We start from the raw sequence: 22,391 nt of genomic DNA, 5'->3' as shown, positions 1-22,391 counted from the left end.
TCATCACCTCCGTCAGCGTCACGGTCTTGAGCTGCGAAACCATCGGCAATGATATGCAATCCGCGATCGAAGGCAACTATTTCTTGCCTGTCCCTATTCAACCTTCCGGCGTCATGGGCGAGAATGCCGAAACCTTCATTGGCGCGGTGCGTCAAATCAATGCGAATGCAGTGGGGATGCAGCAAATCTATTGAGTGAGTCTCTCGCTCGACCATCGCATTGGACTCATCTCTCCATGGATGGCTCTCAGCTAGTTGAAAAAGAGTTGCGTTGATAAAATCTGTTTCTTTCAATCCAATCCAATAGCCGCTTCAAGGCAACAGCGACATGGTTCATCTGAACGACCTAACCTATTGCGAGTTTTGCGATGAGCTCGCAGGTGTTCTCAGCTCACGCTTTGCTAATCTGTACAGAAACGACTTGCAAACTAGAGTCGTGCTGGAGAACGACGCGTTTGTCGCATTGCCAACAATCGGTCAGCTGTTTGCAGGTAGTCTTCTGATTTTGCCAAGGCGACATGCCGAGCGTCTCGCAGATCTGAATGCGGACGAAGTTGAGCAGCTCAGCGCGTTCCTCCAGGCGGCATTTGCTAGCGTCCAGTCGAGATACGTGCTCTTTGAACATGGCGCACGATGTGTTTCCGGCGGAGGTTGCGGAATTTATCATGCCCACCTACACATCGTACCCGTTCCCACGCACTTCAAAATGGAAGACATGCTCCCCAGTGAGCGGCTGCGGCACCCGTCATTGCTAGACGCCTGGAACATCAATCGTGTAAGCGAAGAATACATTGTCGCTCGCGATACGCTCGGCACTGTCGCGTCAATTGACCAGAATGCAATTCGTGAACACGGGTTTGGTTCACAGCACATGCGAAAACTTCTTGTCCGTCACTTTTCCCTAAATAGGCCTTGGGATTGGCGCGAGTACAAAGCACCTGAGCAAGACTTGTTGCAAACAGTTGCAGCCAGGAGGCCAAGCAATGTTCTTTAGTGCTGACCAGATTTCTGATCAAAGATCACAAGAGCTATTCGGGATAGAGCCTTTTGAGCCCGCACTTTTAAAATCGGCTAGCTATGTATTGCGATTGGGAAATAGAGTTCGGAGGTGGCGACGGCAGGACACGCCAATTGACTTGATGACCGAGGATTGCGCGGCAAACTCGCTGGGTTCAGTCGAGACGGTCTCCGAAATCTGTGTGAAGCAAGGCGACTTACTATTGGTTAGCTCGTATGAAAGCTTGTGGCTGCCGAACGGCCTGGCGGGATTCCTGTCGACTACTTCGCATATGTCGCGGGCCGGCATTTCCGTGACATGCGACTCTCAACTCATTTCACCTGGGTATGGACAAGGTGTTCCGAGTGAATTGACGTTTGAGATAGTTTCGCACAACCCCTCGCCTGTCATTTTACACCATGGAATGCCTGTTTGCCATCTGATGCTTGCACCAGTTAGTCCACAAAATCGAGAGATTGCGTTGATGCGAAGTATTTATGAGCATCAACCAGTTCCATCGGGCCCTTCGATGTTTGAAGAAATGCAGCACATCAGCAAAGTTAAGTTTCCGTACGCTCCCAAATCAAAGTGACCGACGTAATGCGAGGACTAGAAATTGACTTGTTTGATCCTGGCAGCGAAAAGAGCCTCCTAGATTCTGCATTTGAACTACTTAGCACACTTGTATCGAACGACGCTCAGGGCGAAGACCTCCGCTGCAAGATTTGGCCGTCACTTCATGGGAACAGTGTGGAAGTGAAGGAGTGCTCGCTTCGCGTCGTACCACTCAATCGTCTTGGTGCTGCGGAAGGAAAAAGTAGCGCCTCCGTTTTTGTCGCATACTTCGTTGCCGAGGCAAGTCTTTGGCCTTCACATCCATTTATCGTCAAACTTGCAAAGCCAAAGCCGGGCTCAGATCAGGATTCCTGCGAAAGAGAGTTTCAAGACGCCGAGGCACTAAAGTTTCTCATTGGTCATTCGCCGACTGGATATGCGGCACCACTCCGCTGGTCCCCGTCTGACTCCGAACGGCCCTATTCTGTTCTCTGGTCTCCCTTTGCTTCCGCCGACGACATCTGGGGCGATGTTGAATTGCACGGAGGTCGTCTAAATCTTCGTGTGGCGGATATTTGGAAGCTGCTTACCTCAACGGAATTGGCCACTGACCAAGTATGCGATGCACTGCAGTTGGCGTTCGAGTCCCTTTGGCCACTGCACCGCAAAGGAGGCAAGTCACAGGTCGAAGTGAGGCAGTTTTCGGTTGAGTACGAGCGGTACCTTCGCAAAATCCACACTTCAATATGGGCAGCTCGATGGCGTGACTGCTGGGGCGCTGACAACGATGAACTATCGATAGATTTTGGACAGGAATGGACAAATCCGTTCAATGTCCTGAAGCGAATCCAAGATTGCAAAGCGAGAATGTATTGCGGTGGGATACACGGTGATCTTCATCCCAAAAACATAGTTCTCTCCCGAGGGATCCCCCGGATCATTGATTTTGGGTGGGCAGATGGTGACGCTCACATTGCGAAAGATTTTGTTCTCTTTGAGTGCAATGTTCGATTTGTAACTCTACCAGCGGCAACTTCTTACCAGGACGTCGTCAGGCTGGCGCAATGGATCTCGTTTGAGGATGACTCGCCGCATTTCGAATCGCCTGAGTTGCAAGGGCGCGTGCAGCTCGTATCGTTCATCCGCAAACATGCTCGAAAGGCATTTCCCACGGAGACGGAGTGGGATTGGGAATATGTAATTCCCCTGTTTTTGGTTGCGATGGGATTGCTTAAGCACAGCAATGATTTTTCTTCACAAGTTTCAACACGTCAACACGTTCTGCAACTTGCCAAATATATTTCTGAACGGATACTGCCTAAATATGAATCACGCGAAACCAACCGTTGAAACTCTCTCTGATTGGGGTGAGTTTCGCCTTCTCAACGAAATAATTCTTCCCGTTTTGCGAGCTGGATCGGGAGGCGCTTCGCTTGGCGACGACTGTGCGTTTATTGAATCAGATCGTACGGCTTCTCACTTGGTGGTAACAACGGACGTTGGCCCCAAGCCACTTGTATGGTCGATCGGTCACTGCTCCTATTGGACGTGGGGCTGGTACTCCGTGCTCGCAAATGCAAGTGATCTTGCTGCAGCTGGTGCGACACCCGTCGGGTTTACCACGTCAGTCGAAGCACCAGGCGATATGACGGTCGCAGACTTTCGGGACTACTTTGAAGGCATGGATGCAGCATGCAAAGAATTTGGTTTAAAGAATGCGGGTGGAAACATACGTGTAGCACCGCGTTTTGCTTGCCATGGAACGGCTTTCGGTTCGATTAGTGATTCTCGACGTATCACAAGAAACGAATGCAAAGCGGGTGACACGATTGTTGCCATTGGAAAATGCGGCTACTTCATTGCCTGTTATCTCAAGGCGCAAAGACTTGGCAGCATTGAATCACTTGATTCGGAAGAGGTTGCAGCACTTTTAAAGCCGCGGCCTCGAATTCGCGAGATGGAAATTTTGCAATCCACTGGTGTACTGAGCGCTGCAACTGACAACTCCGATGGTGTCTTGGGATCATTGTGGAACATCGCGGAGCGTTCGGGGATTTCCGTTGACGTATGCTTGGAGAGCGGTCAGATGCCGGATTACGTTACGAAGGAGTCGCTGCACCACGGCCTAGACCCACGACACTTGTTTTTGTTCTGGGGTGACTGGCAAGTCATCGCCTCAGTAAAAGCGGATCGCATGAAGGAATTTGAGAGAATCGCGGAGCGTGAAAGCATCGAGTGGAGCGTTATCGGCAAGGCGAACAAAGGTCCACCAGGGCTGTTCGGTGTTGAGGAGAACCAACGGCGAGAAATCCGCTTACTCCGCAATGAGAACTTCGTTTCACACTCCTTCAACGAGAATCCAATGTCACACACGGACTACCTTCTGCGCACGCCCCTATACATTGATTCGTGATCAATTAAGCATGATTCACTTGTATCGCAGGCTGCAAAGCGTCGCTTCTCGGAAATCTCTTTCGTGCAGCGGCTGATAAGGCGGAGGCGGTTTTGCGAACGGCTAGCTGGAACCAAAAAATAAACCGAAACTCGCTAGGATCAAATGATCTAGGCTCCAACTCACGAGTGAAGCAGTAACGATGTCGAACGAGTCTGACGAACTTCCGCCAAGACAAAGCCCAACACCATCTTGCGCTCCCGCGCGTCCCGTTTGCGGTGGTCGCTTGGTCGATATTCGCGGGAAGTTGCAGTGTTCGATGTGCCATCGAATTTGCGAGACCTGTTGCGAAGGTGGTCGCGGTTAGCGACGTGGTGAATCATGATGTCACTTGGCGATCTGATCATTCGACTTTGCAACCGCGGATTCGGAACCATTGAAGCGACACGTCGATTTCTTGGGCGGCCAGAAGTTGGAACGATCTCGACATCGGAGCTTCACTCGGCATTAAAGTCGGATGTCTTGCCACCGGTACTGGTCGACGTTCGCAGCGATGCGGAACAAACCGTATCACGAATTCCGGGTGCAATCACGCAGCAGGAATACGAAGCTGAAGCGGGGGCGTTCGCTGGCCGGCAAGTCGCCGTTTATTGCACCGTGGGTGGACGCAGTTATCTGTACGCTCGGAAGCTGGTTGCCGCCGGCGTTGACGCGACGAACTATCGCGACGGAATTCTGGGCTGGTGCCGCGATGGGCTACCGCTCGAATCCCCAGACAAGCAACCCACCACCGCGGTGCATCCGTACTGGCGCATCTTTAACGTGCCGGATCAGTACGAAGTGAAGACCTGACGGATCATTGCATCGCGATTAAGGATTTCTTGGATCACTTCCCGCGATCCATCACATCGTGTGACAAAGTCTCGGAATTCTTGGCGACAGGTGTGACTTAGCCGCTTGAGGCATGTGGGGGTGCTCTCGTAACTGTGTTGTCGATGCCGCGACGCTTCCGTTCGCGGCCACGACGATAACTTTTTGCGAGAGGTTTACAAGTGAATAATTGGTGGGAGATCGGTGTGCCCGATCCGGATGCACCGGCGCTCGTTCGAGCGGTGGCGTATTACCGGCATTCGGCGCAAGACCGACAAGAGAACTCGATCCCGCTTCAACAGGATCAGGTTCGTGCGTGGGCGCGGGAACACGGCGTCGAAATCATCCGTGAGTTCTGTGACCCGGGACGATCGGGGTTGAACTCCGAAGGACGGCCGGCGTTCACGGAGATGATGGATGAATGGATCTCTAAACGCGGCGACTTTGAATACGTGCTGTGTTTGGACGTGTCACGATGGGGCCGGTTTCAAGACATCGACTTGTCGGCCCAGTTCTCGGCGATCTGCAAAAAGAACGGCAAACAGGTCATCTATACGACGATCGGCAAGCCGAAAGAGAATGATCCGCTCTATCCGGTCTACGTTCAGTTCGAGAGGTTCCGGGCCGCCCAATACAGTCGTGAATTGAGCGACAAGGTTTGGCGGGGATGTGTGAAGATCGCCGAACAAGGGTATCTCGCCGGCGGAAAACCTCCGTATGGTTTATCGCGGTTGTTGCTCGATGAGAAACGAGAACCGTTGCATGTATTGGAAGCCGGCCAACACAAGGGCATCCAAAACAAGCGGGTGACGTTGACCGAAGGCCCGCCGGAACAGGTCGCGGTCATTCGGCGGATCTTTGAAGAGTTCGTCGATCGCGGATTCTCGGAGTACAAGATCGCCGAAGGATTGAACGACGACGGGATTCCGTCGCCGAGCAACGGGCGTTGGGGTGCGGGCGGCGTACTCGCCCGGCTTCGTAACGAGAAGTATGCCGGAACGATGGTTTACAACCGAACGTCCGGCAAACTCAAAACGCCGAGTTTACCCAACCCGGTCGAAGAATGGGTTCGGACGGTTCATTGCAAATTGCAAATTAAACACTGCAAATTGCGAATTGACTTACTTGGGTGATGGGCGAGTTGCCTTCGATCTGCTTTCGTTGTTTCGGGCAGAAACAAGCAGTCGCTCAGTGGGGCATCGTTATCCTGCTACTCGAGCGTGGTGCTGATGTTCACGCAGGCCCGCCTGGGGGTAGTTTCATCGAGTCTCTGCGGCAACGTGATTTCAGTAATCACCTCGTCGAGTTCAACACCGTCCGAAACTTGCTGGGCAGTGAATACGATCCATCGATCGTTTTTAAGGACACCTACCTCGGCAGAGATAGTGAAGGCAAACCAGTCTATACACCTCCAGATCCGCAATAGCATTTTGATGAACGCAGAAGCGAGTCGCCTCAAGAGGTCTCGAACAATGATCGCGTTCATTGGTCGGGAAATGGACTTAACATCTGTAGAGCCATACGCGGATCTGGGATGGTCAACTGACGTCAGCGGTCATGTCATGCACGGCTCTCGTGAATGATGGGCAACTCTCACTAAACCTCACAAAGCCTATAGGGTTTAACGTAATCAGGCCCCAGGATAAAAAACCGCTACAGCACCCCATCGCACCCCCCCTGTGGGTTGGTGTTGGATTAGTCCTCCTCGGGTTGGTTGGCGAGTTAAGTGCTGCCGATTTGTATACGATGTTGGGTATCCGTCATAACGACGCAACGCTCATCTCAATAGCACCTGCATACTTCTCATGGGGGGGCACGGTTCGGGGTTGGTAATTAATTACTAAAACTATTATGAGCTACTATCCCACCCATATAGGTTGCAACGTTAAACGACCATAACGGAATTTATTGCGCTTCTACAGTTTTGGCATCCCAAACCTGTGTCGCGACAGTGTATCTTGAAAGGATACCGCAATCACCTTCGCGACCGATCCTGGCGATATTTCCACTGACTACTAAGCCCCTCAACTGACACTGCAGTAGTGGCCTTCTGGAACTTTAAGCGTCGTGAGACGTCTCGCGATACTTGACCGCGTTAAGCAAGTGGCTTTTACGCTGACAAGGAACAGCTTTCAATGTCAAATCAACTTCACCAAGAATCATATCTGGACACCGCGCCTAGCAATTCGGATTACACCAAAGTCGACAGCTTGCTTAAGGCCGCCCAATCAGGCGATACCACGGCACTGAGTACGCTGTTTGGCCTCTATCAAAATTACATGAGATTGTTGGCGGCGTCGCAGATTCGTGCCCGGCTACGGGTGCGGGCGAGCGAGTCCGATATCGTCCAGGAAACCATGCTGAACGCGGCTCGCGGTTTTTCTGAATTTCGCGGCACGACGGGGGGTGAGTTCGTAACCTGGCTGAGGGCGATCTTGACACGGAGAATTCAGACGCTCATCCAGACGCATGTTGAGGCGCAGGTTCGTGATGTTCGGAGGGAGGTCTCGCTTGAGGCTATAGGCAAATGGATGGATCAGTCCTCCGTCCGGCTCGAAAATGTACTCATGGCAAATGACCCTTCGGCTGGTACGCAACTGGTCAACCACGAGCGCAGTGTTCGAGTCGCGAATGCGTTGGCACTATTGAATGCAGACCATCGCGAGGTATTGATGTTGCGGAGCATAGAAGGGTTGGATTTCCCAGACGTCGCCGAGCGGATGGAGCGATCTCATGGAGCGGCCCGGATGCTGTGGCTACGGGCCGTCGAAGCACTGCGAGACAAGCTCGAAGTGAGGAACGAACGATGATTCTGGAAGACGCCGCGACGGACGAACAACTGCTAGCCATTCTCGACGAGTATCTCGAGCTTCGTTCGGCTGGTTCGACTTCAAAGAGCGAATTTTTGGCTGATTGCCAATTTCGTTTTGCAGACAAGTCGGTAGGGGAGCGATTACCGGGATTGCTCGCCAGCCTAGACGCGCTCCATGGATTTGCACCTGAAAGTGAACGTCCTCCCGCCCAGACGAACTGGGAAAGTCTGGTCGCGCGTAAAATAGGTGACTTCGAGATCCGGCGAGAAATTGGTCGTGGCGGGATGGGAATCGTCTACGAAGCACACCAGATTTCGCTCGATCGAATTGTCGCCTTAAAAATCCTGCCGACCTCGGTGACGCTGGATCAGCAACAGATTGCCCGGTTCATGATCGAGGCCCAAGCCGCCGGTGGACTGCACCACCCAAACATCGTGCCGATCTACGGGGCCGGTGTGGAGGAAGGCGTCCATTGCTACAGCATGCCGTTGATTCACGGGCGCTCGCTCGATGAGTTCATTTACGATGAGCCGCCCGAGGTTCCACGGGCAATCCGGTGGACCCTGCAAGCGGCCGAAGCGCTCGAGCATGCACACCGGTATGGGGTAATTCACCGAGACATCAAGCCGTCGAATTTAATCGTTGACCAAGATAGCAAGCTCTGGGTTACCGACTTCGGATTAGCGCGTTGCCGTCAGACTAACGGAGTTGATCAGGATGGAATTACGGGAAGTGGCGCGATCGTCGGCACACTTCGCTACATGAGCCCAGAGCAAACGTTAGGCAATCCTGCGCTCGTCGACCATCGCAGCGACATCTATTCCCTCGGAATAACGTTCTGCGAGATGTTAGTGGGCGACCGCTTCAGCGATGGCGATCACATTCAAGTGCGGCGTGCGAATCCGCTTGTTTCGCGGGACTTGGAGACCGTGCTATTTAAATCTTTGGCAGCGGAACCGGGCGAGCGCTACCTCACCGCGAGCGCCTTTGCCGAAGACCTGCGCCGCGTGCTGGCGGGGCTCCCTATCCTCGCACGACGACCGTCGTTGGCCGATCGCGTGACGAAATGGACACTGCGGCATCGTCGCAGTGCCGCAGTGTCCGCGATTATGGTGCTGTTCGCTCTGATGATGTCACTGTTGGCGATGACAAAGTTCGCGCAGCAAAAAGCCGCTTTACAATCTGCTTTGATGCAGTCTGATCAGAATCTGATCGCCGCTGATCGAAATCTTCAGCAAGCCAAAACCAATTTTCAGCAAACGCGCGAAGTGCTCGATCACTTTGGTTTGATGGCAGCGGAGCGGCTGCGAGGCGTCGCCGGTGCGGAAACACTGCGTGAAGAGCTTGTCGCAGACCTACTGAAGTATTACGAGAGATTTGCCGACGAGATCGAATCCGCTGACGAACTTCAATACGAGCTAGCTCAAACGCATCTCCGTGCCGCTAAGATTACCGAGGAGGTTGGTGCTATCAGCCGAGCATTGAAGGCCTACCAGCGAGCTTTGGCCATCTTGCTTGATTTACCTTCGTCACCATTGAATGAACACGAAATCGCCTTCTGCCAGAATAATATTGCGATATTGCACGCTGAACATGGCGAAATAGATCAGGCTGAGTCGATCTATCTGGAGGCCATTGGGCGTCTCACTAGCCTGGACCATCCGGTAACACTGGCGACCGTACGTGGCAACTTCGGTTTGCTGCTCTCATCAATGGATCGTGATGAGGACGCAAAAAGGGAGTTTTATACGGCGATCGAGGACCTCCCTCATGGCGATGACACCACCCCCATTGCGGCGATGACCTTTGCAATGATCTGGAATAACCTGAGCCATCTGGTACAAGATGATGATCTTGAACAGTCACTTGTTTTGAATCAGAATGCAATTGATGTCCTCCGTGGCGTGAATGTCCGGTTCGCCAGCGAGCAAGCTGGCACGATACTCCACGAAATCGATCGTGCCTTGGCAACGAGTCTCCGCAACCAGGCTTCGCTACTGACACGATTGGATCGCCGAGACAAAGCGATTGCCGCTTACGAGGAATCAATCGAACTCTATCGAAACCTCATTGAACACATGCCAATGACCGTTCGCTACGCCGAAGAGCTTGCTGTCATTTACAATAACTTTGGCCGCTTGCTGCAGCAGGAGGCGCGCGACGACGAAGCTCGTCACGCGATGATCCAAGCCCGCAATTTAATGCAATCGCTGGTTCAGCGTCGTCCCGGTGAATCTCGGTATCGTGAGGCATTGGCTGGCATACAGACTAACCTAGAAAGGTTCGTACCATGAATTCAACTCGTCTCCTGCGTTTTGAGGTCATGGAGCCTCGAATTGCCTTGTCAGCCAACGCATCCGAGATGTTTGCAGATCTGCAGGCTAACATCACGGCAAAAGGCCTTGATCCGCAAACGGCTCAAGAGATGTTGGCGCAGCTCGTCCAATCAAATGAGGATTCGCCGACAATTCGCACCACGCCGCCCTCGTTGGGTGAATGGGGCGACAAGCCCATCGTTCAGTTTCGCATAGATATCTGCGACTTGCAGGACCGCCCCGTCACGACGGTGCACGCAGGAGGTGAGTATCTCGCCAAAGTGTTTGTACAGGATATGCGTGATTTAACCTCGACCAATCCCGACGAGCATGGAAACGGCGGAGTTTTTCAGGCGTGGGTGGACTTGGAATTCAGCCCCAACCTTCATCCGACGGGGAGCGTTCGAGTGAATGAGGCTTTCTCAAGTCCAAAGCTCGACCCAGAAACGGACGGATCGTTCCTTCGTAACCTGGGTGGCGTCAAACGCGAATTCACTCCGTTCGGAGATGCCGAACAATTCCTGCTGGAAACTCGATTCGTGGTGGATAGCACGGACACACCAAATCGTATTCAGGTCGTGCCTTCCACGTCACAACTCGACCCGGTCTTGCTATTTGGCTTTGCCAGTGCGGTACCAGCTCCGAACATCGCGTCGCCAGCATTGGAGCTGCAGCGTGAGACGAATATCGATTCGACTGGTAGCTCACGCGCTCCGCTGATTGATCCGTTGGACGATTCAACAACGAAATTTCCGCTACCGACGCCTCCCGTAGTTGTGTTGCCGAACTCTGAAGACCATTCCCCAGAAGCTGGGCCGGAAGTCGATTCCATTGCGTTGGTCTCCTACATTCCGTTCTTTCGAGATAGCGACTTTGATGCACCATCACGACGGCGAGACAAGGACGACCGGTGGCGATCAGATCGGCGCGACGACGGGAAGAACCATGCTAATGAGTGGAAGGAACTCGAATGGCCAGACGAGGCAGACTTATCGCTGGACGCCAGATCACTGAGTCGAAGCGAATTACAATCCACCGGCAATATGAATCCTGATGATGAGGAGGAAGAGGGCGATCTAGTCACGCGACAGTCTAACCACACAGGATTGTTCTATGATGAAGCGCTGTTTTTGGAGGGCGCACTTGTTCAGACATTCCAATCCAAGTTTCGCCTGCACCTTCAGATCTTCTCCCCGCAGCGACAATCACATGAGCACGTCGATGAATCATTTAGCAATAACGACGCCAAACCTCAGCCAGGCCGTTTTGTCGACATCGCCGATATATTAACGCCACATCAGGATCCCAATCCATGGCAAGATAATGTTGACGAAGCGATTGCTGGCAATCACCACTATCCGTCACAGGCACACCGTGGACCTACCACGGTGTGGGGATCAATCGAACCCGCTTTCGAAGATAGAAATGCTCCTCAACGGAACAAGCAAGCCGACGCTAAACAAAAGCTCCCAGATCAGCGTATCCCTCTCGCGATGAATCAACCGGTCACCAGCACGCCTGAAACGGGCCCCACACCAACCGTTCAATAGCAAGGCGGTGAAAGCCTTCGTGCTCCGACGCTGAAGCGGCAGTGAGTCAACACAGAGACAGCTGCCGTGGACGACACAGTCCCTCTGCTTGTCGCCCGCCATTCACCTTACGCCATCGGCTAACCGAGTCGATGCAGACTTACGACGTGAGCGATGCAACACAAAGGTGACGCTGGCAGAAACCACACTCAAAAACAACAATGACGATGGTTCGGGGATAGGCTCATTGCTGACGATTACGTCAGCCACGGGGTTTGAGTTAGTGTGGTCCTTCGATGGAGATTCCGGGCCCCTCGCACCAGATAAGTCAAAGCGAGTTATCTCAGGCGCCAATGCCAATTCATCGACACGATAGTCGGTCACACGGGGCCGTCTCAGCGCACCAGGGTATCCCTCACTGACGGTCGCGGGAGTCACTACTATCTCACTGCTCGGCGGCAACAATTCAGACGCAGAAAACGAAAACTTAGGGTTCGAAAATCCACGAGGCTCAAGCAGATTCGGCCAGACATCGGTAACTGAGCTATTTGCATTTCCATTGAACGCATCTGCCGTAATTGAAATCTGTTCGGGATCCAGCGCTGCATTCAGCTTCCAGACGTTGCGGTCAAATGCATTCTCTACGCCTTCAGCTACGTCCTGAGGAAACGGTTCACCCGCGAATCGATTCATAGGCAGCGTCGGTGGTTCTGCATTGAAAGCGGTTGCAGGCCGACGCTCATTACCTGTTGCATGGACTTCCGTCTTTGAAACAAAACTAGCGTCGTCGGCTATCATCAAATCCGCATCATCGTCGTGCACCTGAGCAGCACCGGCAGCGGTCTTAAGGTCGTTTCGGCGTGAGTGAACAAAGCTACTTTCGCCCGTCACCGTAGTCGCGATTCCTCCAAGCAGTCTGGTCGAACTGCTGCCTTCGACAATCTCGCCCGACGCCGGCCCCGCAAAGGCAAGAGCAACGAATGTACTGTATGTCCAGGTCCTTATAAACACGGGGCTTCCGTTCTTGAGCATGTAACTATGTTCTACTAGAGACGAATAGGTATATCACGTTAGCTTCTATCGACCTCTGCGCATCATTGGAAGACGAATTGAGATGGAAAAGTGGAATTAGACCCATTGTCATATTCTTAGATGCAACAGCACTATGCCCCGAAGAATCACACGCCGCTTGGAGCAAAAACAGCGGGCCGCAAGTGGTGGATTTACTAGCAGAGTGATTGATTATCAACCATGTGAAACATCAATCTTTAGGCGACTATATTGTGAAGCATAAACGCTGAAGACTGACACATAGAAATGATACCCAACATCTCATAGTGTCTTTTTGTTGACTCACTCATGTGCGGACCGCTCGCATCGTGCCTACGGTAGATTCTGCACGATTAGCGAGACTGGTTGGAAGGAGAACGATTGACGTTCGCAAGTAGAGTCTATGTAAAACACATGCCTTATGGCGCGTAGCCTCTTCCACCATCGCGATCATGCAATGCACGGTCATCAAAGACGCAGGGGCGACGGAAAATCCATCACTGACGGACAATTATTGTTCGCGCGGCGTCAGTTCGAATGACGCAGTGCTATTCCGAGCAGAAGCATCTTTGCGCCACCTGGATGCGTTCGACAGCCTACTCACGTATGGCAGCCAGTTGAGATAGGTGCCTTCGCTGTACGAAATCAAAAGCACTAGCGAGCGGCGCATGGGTGGAGCAAGCTGGACTGCCTCGCTGGCGTGCCCGGTTCGTCAATCAACACGCAGCTAGGCCGACCATTATCGTCAGCGTGCTACGAGAATCGTCAAACAGGCACTGCTGGAAGTCACGTTCTGAGGAATGATTGGCTTCAGGCGGCAACACCTGAGCGGGATGGAAACCACGTTCCCCAATTCTTATAAGCGTCCTTCAAGATGCTATGCCCCAACACGAGCAGATTTAACGTGGGGGGGAGCGTATGTACCGAAGCCAGTATATTGAGTTGCCATAGTGATATAGCCACCAAATGCAAATTCCATCGTCTGCCACCGGCGTCTCGAATATCAGTTGCCACTAACGCCTAGAAGAGCAGTATCGGAGCGGACTCCATCAGCGACTTGTCTTCTGCCTCATCTTCGTCTTGATGATCTCGTTGGCTCGCAATCCCATTGCTCTGATTCAGCCGGTTGATGATCACTAACGCATCTAATGCGGAAACGTGCCCATCCCCATTAACATCAAAGAGCTCAGACAAATCCTCACCACTTGCTAAGAGCATGTCTGAGTTCGAGCGATTCAACTGGTTAAGAACGATCAAAGCATCCAGTGCAGACACCTCCCCGTCACCACTGACATCAAACCGCAAATCATTGCTAGCCAAAACGGAGTCCGTTACCTGGGGTGTCGCCCATTGATGATAAGAGACGGAATCGCGACTAGCGTTAACCACACCACTTGAAAACCCAGTGATTTCCGTGTCGCCGTTCATGAGGGTGTTCGAGAGTAAGTGATCGCCGTCGACTCGAACTACGAGCGCTTGCTCACCAGGCACACCTTCGTTCATCGACCGAAACGTAACCACCCCAGGCGATACGACAGCGGATGCGTCAAAGTCAATCGCATCCAGCGTTAATTGATCCGTGACAGCGAACTGCCCATTGCTTTGCCGCTGCAAAAGAAAGGCACGGTACTTAATGGTATCGCTGGGGGCTGTAAAGCTCGACTCTTCAAGTGTGCTTATGTCAGCTCGGACGACAATGATGCTGTCATCATCAACCGCGAACGCCGGGCGGAAGCCTGTCCGTTCAAACGGCAGCAGCATCCTTTGTATTTGCAGCCCATCCGCCTGCTCCGTCACAATTGCTAGGTCATCGCTATTGTCGATGGGATACGCCGTGACGGCGGATGTAACACCATTTCCATAAAGTGATTTCAGTAGCCGATGCTGATGCGTGAGCGGGACGCCCGCGACGATCGGCACTCCAGAATCGTTGTCCAAAATCGGCTCCGATCCGAGTAACAGGCCATCACGGCTGATCTGAACCAAGACATTTCGCGTCTCCGTTTTAATCACGGCTGACAATTCGTCTGAGTCCAAAGAGTCGGCCGAGACGATCGATAGCACTCGATCGCCTTCCGTCCAATGAATCTGTTCTCTCACACCGCGAGCGACGTCGAAAATCTCCAATCCACTCTCGGAGTTAGCAATAACCAAACCGTTTCCCGCGTACTGGGCAGACACAAAACCCATCGTCTCTATTCGTAGTTCGGTATCGAGCCGATCCGTTGAAAGATCCAAGAACTCAAGTCCGCCCTTTTGCCAAAGCTGCTCGCTGCCCGTGAGCTTGATGTCCGCGTCAGCAAATTCTTCACGTGCGCCTGCAAATTGATCCGCAAGCGACCAATTTGCCAGTACCAATCCTCGTTCCACCGTCCGCAAACTGGTCAGCGACGCTACCGACTCCATCTCATCAATAATCTCGATCTTTCCGTCGCCGGAAATCGACAGCAGAAACAGGCTGGTGCCGACGCGCAGAGGCAAATTATCTGGCACCGATGTCGTCGCAACCATGAACCGGTCTTCGCCGACCTTGAGTACGTGAGAGATTGGTCTGTCGAACGTTAGTGTTGCAGCGACATCGCTGACGTCATGCGTAGGATCAATTACGTACAGACTCGATTGGTCAACAACAACAATTCGATCCGAGATCGCAATCGATGCATTATCGCGCCACGCGAACGCTGACGCCAACTCAACTTGGATCTGCATCTGATCGTATGCAGTCTGATACTGGCCGCTATCCCCAATCATGGCGGCACGACCTAGGGGCAAAGTGATGTCGCCTGCAAGCAACTTCCGATCCTCAAGCTGTTCGCATTGCAAGAAACGCTTATTCAACCCTGCACCCCAATTCAAGTACTGACATATAAATTAAACTCCACAGCATCGCCCTTGGTTCAGCGTCCTGACAGCCAATCCGGTGCACTCATCCGCTGTTCTTCGTACTCGGCCAACTCTCGCGACTCGACCAAGCAGCGTTGCAACAGAGCGTTCTGCTTGTCGTCGAAAATCGCCTTCATTCGCTCGAGCGACTCGATTTCCTGTCGCGATCGTGCAGCATCGGCACTCTCGACTCCCTGCTGTACCGCGTTAAGCTCGGATGCGATCTCACGCAATGACTTTTCCTGATCCTCGGTAAGCTCGAAGAACTCAACCAACTGCTTGTCCGAAACAAATAGTGGTCCCAGCAATCCGACTTGAGCTCGCTTCAGTGAATCCCATTGTTGAGCAGAAGTAGCCACCTGCAACTCAAGTTCCGTATCCTCTGCAATCTTCCCATACTTAGCAGTGATCTTCGCTAAAATCACCTTCGCTTCGTCTTCTGATGTAAACGGAGTCGCCTGGCTCGCAAGCTGGGCGACCTCAGGGTTTCTCAGACTCAGTCGCGTGCGAACAAATCGCAAGACCTTGGATTGGTCTTGCGCGTCTCCAAACATGCTGATGAACTTGGGCGAAAGCGCCAGCTTGACTCGGTACAAAGGGCCTGGCCGGGGATCCTCATCGATCTGTTTGAAAGCAACATCGAATGTATCTTCCCCGCACGTCCTCGACGCCAAAGCACTGACAGACAACAGAAGGAACATAGCACCGGCGACTAGCCGAACTCGGAAACTGCGTTGATCGTTCATCTTGAATTCGCCCACGACTAAGGATGAGCATTGATCCAATCAACTACAGCCAGTGCATCGCTGGATGTTACCTGATAATCGCCGTTCACGTCGTAGTACACCGCACCGGATCGACCAACAAGGTAACCCAACGTCAGGGGGTACGAAAAGAATATTGGGACAGCAACTTGGTATGCAACGTTACTCACCCGCGGCTCAAGGGGGTCGTTGCGATTCAAGTAGTTGATGATCAGCAATGCATCTAAAGAGGAGGCGTAGCCGTTATTGTTCACATCCTGCGCCAGGACGGGGTTTCGATGAATCTTCGTTCCATTTATGAAGTTGATCACCTGAATCGCATCGAGCGCAGTGATGTACGAGTCAGTCTTCGTTCCGTAGTAATCAGCCAACGTTCCGGTCACGTTGTACGTTTTGCGGGTCGAGCCAGGATGCACTGGCGAGGTGCCGCCTTGGCCCAAGTAATCAATGATCGCCATCGCGTCGGAATCACCGATACTACCATCTTGGTTGGTATCATACGCACCGAGAGGCAGAATTGTCTGCGACCAACCTTGGCCGCCCATCGCGACCAAGAGAGCGAACGTCAGAACGGCTTGAAGTTTCATTTTATTCTTTCTAATGCTTTGGTTTCGTCAGCGCACTGACTGTGAATGTAATGGATGAGTGCAGGCGTGTTAATCAGCCAACAATTTTGTTTGCCGAAGGTTTCAATCCCAGCCCACGTGGCGTCGCCTCTAACGCCTCCATGGAAGCAAACCCGGTTACGGAGATTCCTAAAGCACCTAACAGCTCTTCAAGTGGGGTAACTTTTGGGATGCCGTGCCGCGACAGGCAGCGATCTAGTGCGCAGCCGATCGATCAAAGACGCGATGGAGAGCTTGTTTCTAGTGCTTGCGAATCTCAGAGTTAACGTCCGCGATTGGTTGCGGGCGATTTTCGCGGCACTACAACAATTCGTTTCATGAGTTTTGAGTCGCGAGAAACCACAACGGCTCGGCTTAGTCTTATAGACTGGACCAAGCTCAGCCTGTCACGCGGAATATGCAAATTTCGCTTTCAAGCACAATGACTGGAGGTCATGGACCCGCCCTGCGGTGTGAATCGCCCGCAATGAGCTCACCAACTGGCTGCAAAATGCAGCGTGGTCACAATCGCCCCCCTACACACACCCCTCGATGCTTTATTCAGCGCTTCGTAACATCCGCCTCACCACTCTCACCCAGCCCCAGCACTGCTTGGTACGCCCCCTCTACCGAACTGGTCGCTTGCCTGGCGATCGGAGGCTGCCCTTGGTACTGCACAGCAAATTCCCCTGTGTACTCGAGTCAATCGCGATGCACGCCTTCGAGATGACGCAGGGCGGGTCGGCTTAGCACACGGTAATCGAGCACAGCTACGTTTGCACGTCGGTCTTTTCAGGCAATACCGTCTTGTTTCTGAGTGACAGCTCCATGGCAAGCCTGTCTTTCAATAGGAGAGAGTCAATCTCGAAGCACGTTTTAAAAACACGTGGAATACAAGTGGAATCGTCAAATACGGAGAAGTGCACGGGCAGCTGTGCCAAGTTGAAATCGTGTCTGGTGAGCTAAGCTTGTATTCACAGAAAGGCTTGGACGTGCGATTGTTTGGGTGTTTCAGCCAGCAGCCCCCTTGGGGTTTGATGCGAAGGGTCGCCAACATGAAACGTCAAGCCGATGACGGAAGCAATCAGGACACGGTCGTCGTTTCAAGATGGCGCCGTCTCTTGCCACCTCCAGTAAACACCATTTAATCCGATAAGAGGGCACAAACACGGCCAAGATACAGCGATGTCAGCCGAGTGACGCGTTCGAGCACGAGCACATCAAGCTCGGCTATCGCGCGCTTCAACTCGACTCGATATCGTCGTCAAAATGATTTTGCATCCATTGAAAGCAGCAGTGACAAAATCGTTGGCCACGCCCAGCCCTCAGTACTTACCATTATCAATTTTCGAGACAATCATGTTAAACCACTGGGTCTGCTGCACTCTCATGGCGCTGGCGCTCTCAGGGGCAGTCGCCAACGGGAATGTCATTGGCGAGGGGCTGGCTGAAACGCCAAGTAAACACATGTTGGCGCCAGCGGACGTGGGAAATCCCGTGAGATCAGAGCTGATGGCTTCCACGTTTGTCGCGAGCGCGACGCGAGAGGCGACGGAGACGAATGCTCCGGCGGAAGGTTCTGTCGGCGTGGCGGTCGGCTCGGATGATGCCTCAAATGGTGTTGAATCCACCTTGTTGACAACTCAGGGCGCCGAGGCGAGCAGCGGATGGATGGCCGTACTGATCGTTGCGTTATTCTTTACGTCGACGACGATCGTAGCAATTTTCTTGTTATCTCGCGCGCCCGTGATGGATTTTGACGATCCTCGGCGATACGAGGTGGACGGTCGCATGCCAGGTAAACTCGAACGTCAATCAGATAGCGGGCGACAACGACCAGGGCGGCGTCCTCAAGCGTCAACGAAGCCTCGGAAGCCGACGAGAGCCATTATGAATCTCGACTTCACGCCCAAACGTTCCACCTGAGAACGTACTGTTGATGCCGGACACCGATTGGCAAGCTATCCTTGAGATACTCTGCATCAGCTTGCATCAGAAGGATTGAGCAATGTGCCGGACGGTGCTCATGATGCTGAGGTTTGCTGCACACAATTAATATGCCGAGTCGCTTCTGCAATTTGATTCACCGTCTTGCAGAAGCAACATGTGCAAGATCCTACCGGGCTGCGGAATATCGTCCGTGAATCCGCCGAAGAATTGTTTCGCGTTGCATCCCGCAACGACCGATAGTAGCAGCATCTTCATGGTTATCAACAACGTCGCACTGATAGATTGAATCATTTCGCCTCGACAGCACATGGACCGATTGGAACACAAAATGCTTTAGCAGTAGATAAGTCGCAATACTCCGCTACGCGTTTGAAGTGTGATTAGCGGCAGTCCCATAAGACGATAATACCAACGAAGCAAAACTGCCGTATTGAGACCTCTCAATTTCATCACGCGAGGTCAAATTCATGCCACCCCACAACAGCGAAGACTCCTCTGCATGTGAGCATGAGTTGCGAGCTGGGGTACCATTTCGCATTTCCCTTCTTAATGTACTTCCTTGAATTAATGATTAGAAGATTTAGAATCTGGTTGCACCGATTAATCGAGCGGGAGTGCCCAATCATGCCTCCCGGTTACGATAATCCGCCAAGACCGAAGGAACCGCAACGCGGCAGTCCAGAAGACGATAAATTCAGATTTCTTTCGATCGTCCAGCAACGTCAGCCCGTGGCGAAAGAGCGACTTCTCGAATTCTGCGAGACCGTTGAGGTTATCTATACGAATTGGCTAGGCTATAAATCGGCAGAAGCGGCTCCCGACGAAATGGTTGCTACATCCTTCGAGTTTGCTAGATCCAATCGTGCACTTATTGATGAGGTTGCAGAGCCACTTGCCCATACTTTGGACATCATCGCTGGAGGGACGCTGGACGATTCCGGCGAAAGTATGACTCGTGCCGACCTTCTAGAGCTGTTAGCTGCCGTGCCAACTCGCGAAATACGCGATGCCAGCACCACCACCGCCCGCAGGCCCCTTCACCAGGACAGAAACAATTTCTATCCTGATTCGAGAATTTTTCAATCGCCCAAGGCGGTCTGAGAAGCATCTAGACCAAGTTCGCCCCTTGGACAGTTCAATCGATCTCGTCCGTGCTGGCTGACTACTTGGCGGTCAGCTCTATGTTTCGGAACAACATCTTTTGATGGACACCCTGGTGCAATTGCAGCCCGATCTTACCTTCGGCAGGGAACTTAATCGCGGTGTAATCCACGAATGGCTCATCGTTTAGAAATGTTTGGATGCGTTTACCGGTCACGATCATTCGCAGTTCATTCCACTCGCCGAGTTTATGAACCGTTTTGACTTTGTCCGATTTCGCAGGGTAGGAACCCTGTTTGTCAACCGGTGCGTAAATGCACGCGGTCAAGTCGACCTTCAAGGATCGTGAAATACCAATTTGCACTTGGTGAGATTCACCATGCAAGAACACGCCTGAATCGTAGTCAGGTGAATCGGTTCGGTACTCAAGCGTCAATTCAAAATCGCCGTAGTCGGCGTCCGTCCACAAGATCGAGCCCTTCTTGTCAGAGTTGTCACCGACAATCATGCCATTGACGACGGTCCATTGGCCAGAGAGTTTTTCGGGCGAGACATGCCAACCCGCTAGGGTCTCGCCGTTGAACAAGACAGGCGAAGCTGCCGTGGGCGCCGACGAGGTAGCATCCTCGGCTTGGGCCCTCATGGTGATTGCAAACAGGCAAATGCTCAGGGTGACGAAAAGTCGCTTCATGATAAATTGGTGGGACGTGTGGGAGGGGAGTTTAAGTTCACAGGACTGGGCGTTGCCAGCCCGCCCGGATGATCGGCTGAGACCGAGCAACCACGACATTGGTCCTGTGAAGAGGCCCACATTATAGCAGCGTGCCAAGGCGACGTGCTGCCCGCGCGATTCACCCCTGAACATTTCCACCGGAAGAAACTGCCTGTCTCCCAACTGCGTTCAGATGCCACCACCCACATTGACTCGATTGCCATGCTTGGGGGGCCATACTCAGGGGCCACCTCACCGCGACAAACAACAAACTGCCTCGCTCGAGGTGCTAGACGTCTGGCAGCCCATGGCTCGATAGCAAGATGGCTTCGAGATGCTGGACCACCGCTGGCACTTGCACGCCTAGCACCACGTCATTTGCGAATGCGAAGATCAACATCTTCCGGGCAAGTCCGGCGGGGATGCCGCGGGATCGCAGGTAGTAGAGCGCCTGTTCATCCAATTCACCAATGGTCGCGCCGTGCGTGCACTTGACGTCGTCGGCATAGATCTCCAGCTGCGGCTTCGTATTGACAATCGCATCATCGGACAGCAGCAGTGCTTGGTTACTCTGCTTGGCATCTGTCTTCTGAGCATCCTGGTGCACAAAGATTTTGCCATTGAAAACACCTCGGGCGCGGTCGTCCAGAATGCCTTTGTACAATTCGTAGGTGTTGCAGTTGGGCTTGGCATGATCAATTCGCGTGCGGCAATCCATCAACTGCTCGCCGGTTGGCATGTATAGGCCGTTCAGCGTCGAGACGATATTTTCGCCGTCGAGCATGCAGTTTAGTTCGTTGCGTGCCAAGGCCGCGCCAAAGGAGAAATAGTGCGAACGAAAATCACTGCGATCTTTTTGATCAATGTGAGTGCTGGCGATGTGCAACGAGTCTCGCTGTTCGTGTTGCAACTTGTGATGGTCTAAGCTAGCGTCTTCGGCCAGCGCCACTTGGGTCACCGCATTGGTGAAGTAGCCATCACCATCGCGACCGACATAGCTCTCAATCACAGTCGCACTGCTACCCTTTCCGAGCCGGATCAGATTGCGCGGATGACAGGCAGTAGCACCGTCTTCGACCGATAGAAAGACGAGGTGGATCGGCCGATCCAACGTCACTGCAGCTGCGATGTCGATCACGGCTCCGTCACTGGCGAAGGCGGTGTTCAGATCAGTGAACGCCGACTGCTCCTTGCCGACAGGCTCGGTTAGGAACTGCTGAACGTGTTCACGACCTTCCCGAATCGAGCTGGCCAAATTCTCGACGATCACGCCAGCGGGCAGGCCATGAGGGGAAGAGCCACGCTCGATGTAATGGCCGTTGACGAATACCAGCCGATAAAAATCATCATCGAGCTTTGCTTGACCGAGCAACCCGTCAACTGCTTCGGAGGCTAATGACAGAGACTGCACGTTGCGGTAGGGCCGTCCGGCTAGAGATGCGACAGGTGTGAAACGCCAATCCTCGTCACGTCGCGTCGGAATACCCTCGGAGAGAAACCGATCCCAGGCGGCTTCGCGAACTTTGTTCAACCACGTCGGTGAAGTCGCAGATTGATCGGACAGGAACGCCGCAAAGGATTCTTGAAAGGCGTCGGATTGAGTAGCAATCATGATGAACGTTGAGAGTGGTTGGGTAGTTGGGTGTTTCGTATTGCCCGCTGGAACATGGTAGGCAGCGGAGGGCGGGGTTCACAAACTCGCATGGAAAACGCCGTAGGCGGTCGGCGCCGCGATTGCAAAATCATCGAGGGATTCCATCGCGTTCGGCCAAGCGTGGGCGCCAGCATTCGGCTGGCGGCTGCACAATCTACCGACAGCAATTGCCCGATGACACGGCATTGCCCCTCCCATTGCG

19 protein-coding genes are annotated in these 22,391 nt (G+C 53.0%); 13 read left to right on the top strand and 6 right to left on the bottom strand.

What is annotated here, in order from left to right:
- The first annotated feature begins 26 nt into the window (after window positions 1-26).
- From Poly21_RS27240 to Poly21_RS07795, 11 genes are all read left to right on the top strand, one after another.
- Window positions 27-194 (top strand): hypothetical protein, encoded by a 168-nt coding sequence (locus tag Poly21_RS27240; protein ID WP_302118051.1) that lies wholly within the window; start codon window positions 27-29, stop codon window positions 192-194.
- A 133-nt stretch (window positions 195-327) separates the two neighbouring features.
- The gene (locus Poly21_RS07835) at window positions 328-993 is read left to right on the top strand and encodes an HIT family protein (RefSeq protein WP_146406304.1); all 666 of its coding nucleotides are present in this window, start codon (window positions 328-330) and stop codon (window positions 991-993) included.
- On the top strand, window positions 983-1,588 hold the full coding sequence (locus Poly21_RS28475; RefSeq protein ID WP_436967478.1) for a dCTP deaminase: 606 nt from the start codon (window positions 983-985) through the stop codon (window positions 1,586-1,588). The genes Poly21_RS07835 and Poly21_RS28475 overlap by 11 nt, the downstream gene beginning before the upstream one ends.
- Before the next feature lie 8 nt (window positions 1,589-1,596).
- Window positions 1,597-2,901, top strand: a complete 1,305-nt coding sequence (locus Poly21_RS07830) for a hypothetical protein (protein ID WP_146406303.1) — start codon at window positions 1,597-1,599, stop codon at window positions 2,899-2,901.
- A complete protein-coding gene (locus Poly21_RS07825) occupies window positions 2,876-3,964 on the top strand; it encodes a thiamine-phosphate kinase (RefSeq protein ID WP_302118048.1) in 1,089 nt (362 codons plus the stop codon). Before Poly21_RS07830 ends, Poly21_RS07825 begins: the two co-directional genes overlap by 26 nt.
- Before the next feature lie 360 nt (window positions 3,965-4,324).
- Entirely contained in the window at window positions 4,325-4,795 is a 471-nt protein-coding gene (locus Poly21_RS07820) for a rhodanese-like domain-containing protein (RefSeq protein WP_146406301.1), read from the top strand.
- Window positions 4,796-4,995: 200 nt separating this feature from the next.
- A complete protein-coding gene (locus tag Poly21_RS07815; RefSeq protein ID WP_146406300.1) occupies window positions 4,996-5,946 on the top strand; it encodes a recombinase family protein in 951 nt (316 codons plus the stop codon).
- Complete coding sequence (locus Poly21_RS07810; protein ID WP_146406299.1) at window positions 5,946-6,239, top strand: hypothetical protein; 294 nt, start codon at window positions 5,946-5,948, stop codon at window positions 6,237-6,239. Before Poly21_RS07815 ends, Poly21_RS07810 begins: the two co-directional genes overlap by 1 nt.
- Before the next feature lie 709 nt (window positions 6,240-6,948).
- Window positions 6,949-7,623, top strand: a complete 675-nt coding sequence (locus tag Poly21_RS07805) for a sigma-70 family RNA polymerase sigma factor (RefSeq protein ID WP_146406298.1) — start codon at window positions 6,949-6,951, stop codon at window positions 7,621-7,623.
- On the top strand, window positions 7,620-9,920 hold the full coding sequence (locus Poly21_RS07800; protein WP_146406297.1) for a protein kinase domain-containing protein: 2,301 nt from the start codon (window positions 7,620-7,622) through the stop codon (window positions 9,918-9,920). The genes Poly21_RS07805 and Poly21_RS07800 overlap by 4 nt, the downstream gene beginning before the upstream one ends.
- Window positions 9,917-11,491: a hypothetical protein gene (locus tag Poly21_RS07795; RefSeq protein ID WP_146406296.1), complete on the top strand. Its 1,575-nt coding sequence runs from the start codon at window positions 9,917-9,919 to the stop codon at window positions 11,489-11,491. Before Poly21_RS07800 ends, Poly21_RS07795 begins: the two co-directional genes overlap by 4 nt.
- 102 nt (window positions 11,492-11,593) lie before the next feature.
- On the opposite strand, the gene Poly21_RS07790 is transcribed toward Poly21_RS07795, so the two are convergent.
- From Poly21_RS07790 to Poly21_RS07775, 4 genes are all read right to left on the bottom strand, one after another.
- Window positions 11,594-12,481: a hypothetical protein gene (locus Poly21_RS07790; RefSeq protein WP_302118045.1), complete on the bottom strand. Its 888-nt coding sequence runs from the start codon at window positions 12,479-12,481 to the stop codon at window positions 11,594-11,596.
- A 1,059-nt stretch (window positions 12,482-13,540) separates the two neighbouring features.
- The gene (locus tag Poly21_RS07785; protein ID WP_146406294.1) at window positions 13,541-15,358 is read right to left on the bottom strand and encodes a dockerin type I domain-containing protein; all 1,818 of its coding nucleotides are present in this window, start codon (window positions 15,356-15,358) and stop codon (window positions 13,541-13,543) included.
- 59 nt (window positions 15,359-15,417) lie between these two features.
- Window positions 15,418-16,149 carry a hypothetical protein gene (locus tag Poly21_RS07780; protein ID WP_146406293.1) on the bottom strand — a complete coding sequence of 244 codons (732 nt, stop codon included), beginning with the start codon at window positions 16,147-16,149 and terminating at the stop codon, window positions 15,418-15,420.
- 17 nt (window positions 16,150-16,166) lie between these two features.
- Window positions 16,167-16,754 (bottom strand): dockerin type I domain-containing protein, encoded by a 588-nt coding sequence (locus Poly21_RS07775; protein WP_146406292.1) that lies wholly within the window; start codon window positions 16,752-16,754, stop codon window positions 16,167-16,169.
- Between the two features lie 1,377 nt (window positions 16,755-18,131).
- Here Poly21_RS07775 and Poly21_RS07770 point away from each other — a divergent pair.
- Window positions 18,132-18,698 (top strand): hypothetical protein, encoded by a 567-nt coding sequence (locus Poly21_RS07770; RefSeq protein ID WP_146406291.1) that lies wholly within the window; start codon window positions 18,132-18,134, stop codon window positions 18,696-18,698.
- A gap of 648 nt (window positions 18,699-19,346) precedes the next feature.
- Window positions 19,347-19,823 carry a hypothetical protein gene (locus Poly21_RS07765; RefSeq protein WP_302118043.1) on the top strand — a complete coding sequence of 159 codons (477 nt, stop codon included), beginning with the start codon at window positions 19,347-19,349 and terminating at the stop codon, window positions 19,821-19,823.
- Between the two features lie 61 nt (window positions 19,824-19,884).
- Here Poly21_RS07765 and Poly21_RS07760 read toward each other — a convergent pair whose 3' ends face one another.
- Window positions 19,885-20,514 carry a 3-keto-disaccharide hydrolase gene (locus tag Poly21_RS07760; protein ID WP_146406289.1) on the bottom strand — a complete coding sequence of 210 codons (630 nt, stop codon included), beginning with the start codon at window positions 20,512-20,514 and terminating at the stop codon, window positions 19,885-19,887.
- 310 nt (window positions 20,515-20,824) lie between these two features.
- Window positions 20,825-22,147, bottom strand: a complete 1,323-nt coding sequence (gene sufD / locus Poly21_RS07755) for a Fe-S cluster assembly protein SufD (protein ID WP_146406288.1) — start codon at window positions 22,145-22,147, stop codon at window positions 20,825-20,827.
- Between the last annotated feature and the right edge of the window lie 244 nt (window positions 22,148-22,391).

Source organism: Allorhodopirellula heiligendammensis (assembly GCF_007860105.1).
GTDB lineage: Bacteria > Planctomycetota > Planctomycetia > Pirellulales > Pirellulaceae > Rhodopirellula > Rhodopirellula heiligendammensis.
The sequence above is the reverse complement of the archived record's forward strand: the minus strand, read 5'-3'. Positions and strand labels throughout refer to the sequence as shown.